This window comes from Pseudoalteromonas luteoviolacea NCIMB 1942 (genome assembly GCF_001625595.1).
GTDB classification, from domain to species: Bacteria; Pseudomonadota; Gammaproteobacteria; order Enterobacterales; family Alteromonadaceae; genus Pseudoalteromonas; species Pseudoalteromonas luteoviolacea_A.
This window is the reverse complement of the sequence record NZ_AUXT01000076.1, coordinates 1-4,797: the sequence shown is the minus strand read 5'-3', so window position 1 is coordinate 4,797 and position 4,797 is coordinate 1. Positions and strand designations below refer to the sequence as shown.

Below are 4,797 nucleotides of genomic sequence, written 5' to 3'. Positions count from 1 at the left end.
AACTACCTTGAAAAACGCCGGTTACAGTTGGTATCCAGTATCCAGTATCCAGTATCCAGTAACCAGTAACCAGTAACCAGTAACAAGTGGTAGGAGTCAATTGCATCTGCCGTTTATCCCTCAAGTCAATAAGTTAACCGAATAAATCTAGCTTGAGGGTTAGTCACTTTGATATAAATTCTGCAACATTAATCAAAGTGTCTAACCGTTTTCGTTTCAAATTAAAATTTCAGATATGGTATGAACCCATACTCTTCATTATTCTACTGTCACTTTTCTAGCTTTTTGTAGAGTGCAAGATAGGCATTTTTCTTGAAATCGGAATCGTCTGTAAAAGTATCAATGGTAGCTTTCTTGATATCTTGATCACTGGCCTCATACCATACTCCGTCTTTTTTGAAGTAGCAAAGATAATGTCCATGCTCGCTTTCATTACCTTCCCGGCAAATCACGGCTAACAAGTCGCAGTTTATGTCTCCGGCAGCGGTAGGTACCGTTAAGGAAGCTGCCAGTGTAACTTCATGCTTAATGACTTTAATAGAAGAGTCTTGGTTAATAAGTTTTTTGTCTGAAGAAATGTTTATATCGGATTGAACATCTTTCTTATCCTTTATCACAACTTCCTGTAGCGGTTGGAGGTTACTGTCATGAATGTGCTTGACAGCCACAATAAGATACTTGTTTAGATCAAGTATGATTTTTTTGTCTTTGCTTTTCTCTGTCCTCCCCCTATATTGGCTTTTAAGTTGAGCCTCCAGCTCAGCATCTTCGGTAAAATCTAACTGCAACACGCGATGTTCATGCAGGTTGGCACCGTCATCTTGGGCTGCATCTACACTAGCCAAAAAATTCACCGGCATTTGTAATGCACTCAACAATAAATCAAGAACTTCCCAGGCATCTTGTTGGGTTTTATCTGGCCAATGTTTACTTAACCGTATTTGTTCATGCAACTGAGCCATAGCCGTATTAATGTTCAGGTTAGATTGCTGGCTTTCATCTTTAGAACTATTTACGTCAGAGTCAATGCACTGCATTAATTGCACACAACTATTTAGATAACAGCTATTACCTAAATTCACCAGACCTGATTTCAATATATCATCATCCCTTAGGGCAGTTAAACTGGCCGCGACATTTTGATATGCATCTAAAAGTTTTTTTCGAGATGAAGGTAATGAGAAAGCATTTTTTTTATAAGCATCCAAGCCACTTTTATCCATCAATGCAAGGGACCTATCGATATGATTTAAACGATCTCCAATCAACCTTGTGCAACGATCTACCACATGGGTTGCCGTACTTTCGGCTTCCTGAATCATCTTTTTAAGGGCATCTGTTGCTGAGGTATAATTCATATAAGAAATGCGCGTTGCCACCACCATAGATAAAGCCTCAATCGCTAAGCCTGATGTCAGCATTATTCCAGTTACGGTTTCATTGTTATTAGTGCTATTCGTGGAAATATCCATAGAAAGTTTGCTACCTTCAATATCAGCATAATCTACCTTGCCATGCTGAAAACCGATAACTTTCATTATCTCACTACCAACGGAGGCGGCGATAGAAGTAGAGCTACCAAACCAGTGAGAGAGATAATTCAGTGCACCAAGTTTCATCATCAAACCTGGTGCAAGTACACCCACTGTGCTGAATATTTTCCACCAGGCATCTTTCCCCTGGTAAGTGTCACTCTTATCCAAGCTAATAACAGAAAGTTCACGGTTTGTTTGTTCGATATAGAGAATAATACCCATAAGCTGTTGCAGAGTTTCTCTGTGTTGCGCATCCCAATTAACAGCCGGTTGCACCAGCAAATTCCAGATTCTTTGTTCTAGAGCCACCAATTTAACATTCAGTGCTTTTATAAATTGACTGGTGGGCTGATTTGAAAGTATGACCTGTGCCAGACCAATTTTGTAGATATTGTCTTCTTTTATATGTTGCGGAAAGTTTTTATTGCGAAGAATATTAAGGATCTCCCGATCATCTTCGGTATTAAATAAAGGTTTACATTTTTCATAGGCACTATATACCGCCTGTAATTCCTGGCAGTTTTTAGGGCCTCGTTCTGTCCAAAAACTGGTAATCCAGCCCACTCCATAACAAAGCAGGGATCCCCCAGTAACAGCCAAAAACTCACTATTATACTTTGCAGTACCTTGCCAATTAACATCATTCAGGGAAGAACCAGCATAATAAAGGGGGGTTGCAGTAGTCCCAAGCGCTTTTAACAGTACTGACCCATATTGGGCGAGCTTGTTTCTGTTTTGAGTTTTTTCTTGCTGCGCTAATAGTTCAAGCTTATCTGAAAAGGCATTAGTCGGCTCTTCTTTTTGTAATTCAAACTTAACTTGCTGCATCGGCGTTTTTTTGATTAAGTTGGCAACCTCTTTGTTGAAGCTAGTGCAAAAGTTAAGAGTAAGTTCATTGAATTTCGTTTTCAGCTCATAGTTTCTACATCCTTCAATGAATTTAGAATATATAGTTTTTTCAAAATCAGGATCTAGTTTATGTACATTCTCTTCCAGATTTTTGATACTTTCATTCAGTGTGTTCTGAATTTTGACTTTTAGAGGTGAAAAGGCACTTTTTTCTAACTGCTTAAACCATTCATCCTGTACCTGTCTTAAGCTCTTGGATACCTCCTCTGCGAATCTCTTCTTGTATTTCCCTTTATCATTAATTGGTTCTAGATTAGATGCTAAACTTTCTGCTGCTTCACAAATTATCTTAATTTGCTTTTCATCGATAGGCGGGTTTTGCAGTAAGTATTCCGCTGAACTAAACAAAGCCTCTGACTGTTCAGAGGTCACATATTCCAGCAGAGAGATGACATTTTTTATAGTTAATTGCATTTTTTTCTCCCTATATGGATTCAGCAAGCTGATTAAGCAAGCGGCTTAGTAGCTCTTCGTTATCTACCGAACTGGGTTCCTGCAACTGATTTTCAAATTGCGAAAATGCCTGCTGTTTAATGAAACACCAACCGAATGTTGCTGTAAGTGTTAGCCAATCTTTAAAACCCTCAGGCGTACTAATGTCGTATTCCGTGGCCAGTTCTAGTTCATCCTGAAGGGAGACTTCCAGCTCCTTCTCAGGCTCTTTGTTAAGCTGTATACTTGAATTGCAAAATTGATTGAGATCGTCGACCTCTACCGTTGTCAGTCCATAATCGAAGTCTTCTGGTTCCAGTTTGATTGGATTACTGTCATTAGACGTTTTTTTTGCAGCGCGCTTTTTTATTTTCACTATACGACGGGGCATCAAGGTTCCTTAAATTTTGTAAGTAATTAACATACCTGATAATAATTACTATCATTAACGGGAAATAGGTAATAACAACCAAGTTTTCGTTGAGTATTATGATGTTATAGATTGATAGTGGAACTGTTTAAAAAGGAGGTGAGTTTGAAAATTTAGGTGCAGAATGGAGTGGAACATTCGATGAGCTTGGACGTAAAAAAGCTAAATTAGAGCGGGCGAGTGAATGCATTCTCGAACGGCACCAATCACCCAGACAGTGCAAAAATGACCACCTCAAAAGGCACCATCCAAGGTTACAATGTCATAGCGATTAATGACGACAAGGATCAAATTTCCCTGCAAGCACAAGCGTGGGGTTCGGTGGGCGAGCAACAAACCTTGCAGCCAGCCGTTGAGTAACTAGAACAACAGCTTAATAAACTCATCGCAAACCGAACGTCAAAGGAACAGCTCATCAAATTCACTGCAGACAGTGGTTTTAATAGCGAAGCGAACCTCGAATTTATGGCACAAAGTAGCTTTGATACCTACATTGCCGATAATCAATTTAGAAAACGCAACCCTCGATTATTTACTTCAGACGACTTTTGATATGATGAAACGACACAACCTACCGCTGCCCCGCAGGCAATGAGATGTGGCGATGTGGTATCCATTTACCATTCTTCTGCTGACATGCAGCATGGCAGCAATTTGCGTTCTGTTGTGGTTATCACAGAAATGCACGACCGCTAAATAGCGTAAATGAGACTGTCAGGTCAGATGAAACTAAATGACCTGACAGTAAAGACCACGTAAAGCTTGAGCTTACTTGTGAGCTATTAGCAAATCTAAATATTCAGGTACAAGTAATTTTCTTTTTATTTCAACCAGCTTACCTATTGCTTCAAGAGTAACTTCGCCATTGCCGAGGTTAATAAGATCAAAAATAAGGTGCTGCTTTAATTTCAGCTCTTTAACTTCAAAAGCACAATAATAATCTTCAATGTTGTTCACCATTTCAGTCCACAAACTCTGCATTTTTACGCCAAGTACTTTACTGAGCTTGGTCATAAATAGTTCTAGCACAGCTTCATCGTTACCAGTGATTTTAAATGGTAAGCGGTTAAATGGTTGTGTTTCTCTGTTTTTCTTTAGAATTTGAAACTCATGGTTGTATGCAACAACATTGAGGGGTTTTAAATCATAAAACAGATGCTCATTAGCTGCAGTGCCAATTTTTAATAGGTTTGCTGGTTTGGCAATTGGGTTCAGGTTCAACGGTTGATGACTTTTGATTGATGGCTTTGAGTTATTCATTTCTTTTCCTATTTAGTTTGTAACTTGAATAACTAAAATCGCATTAATCGTGACTCTGTCAAAAATCTGAGTGGTTAATTAGGAGCAGAGTGGGGGCTTAGCTTTAATCGATACCGAGGGCGTTCAAAATTCTGTGTCAGCTTAAAAAGTTAAATATCAAGCACGCTATCTAAACGCCCTTCAAAATAAATCGCTAACTGAGATAAACAAAGGCTCCAATTATGTATTGGC

General features: G+C 39.0%; 3 protein-coding genes and 1 pseudogene. 1 reads left to right on the top strand and 3 read right to left on the bottom strand.

Translation table 11 applies throughout. The features are described from left to right. Positions 1-269 precede the first annotated feature (269 nt). Positions 270-2,858 carry a ubiquitin carboxyl-terminal hydrolase gene (locus N482_RS05050; protein ID WP_063376039.1) on the bottom strand — a complete coding sequence of 863 codons (2,589 nt, stop codon included), beginning with the start codon at positions 2,856-2,858 and terminating at the stop codon, positions 270-272. A gap of 10 nt (positions 2,859-2,868) precedes the next feature. Further along, a complete protein-coding gene (locus tag N482_RS05045; protein ID WP_063376038.1) occupies positions 2,869-3,267 on the bottom strand; it encodes a hypothetical protein in 399 nt (132 codons plus the stop codon). Positions 3,268-3,416: 149 nt separating this feature from the next. On the opposite strand from N482_RS05045, the pseudogene N482_RS26060 reads away from it, so the two are divergent. Continuing rightward, positions 3,417-3,926: pseudogene (locus N482_RS26060) on the top strand (transposase); the annotation flags it as partial. Between the two features lie 148 nt (positions 3,927-4,074). Here the strand turns inward: N482_RS26060 and N482_RS05035 are convergent. After that, the gene (locus N482_RS05035; protein ID WP_063376036.1) at positions 4,075-4,566 is read right to left on the bottom strand and encodes a hypothetical protein; all 492 of its coding nucleotides are present in this window, start codon (positions 4,564-4,566) and stop codon (positions 4,075-4,077) included. Between the last annotated feature and the right edge of the window lie 231 nt (positions 4,567-4,797).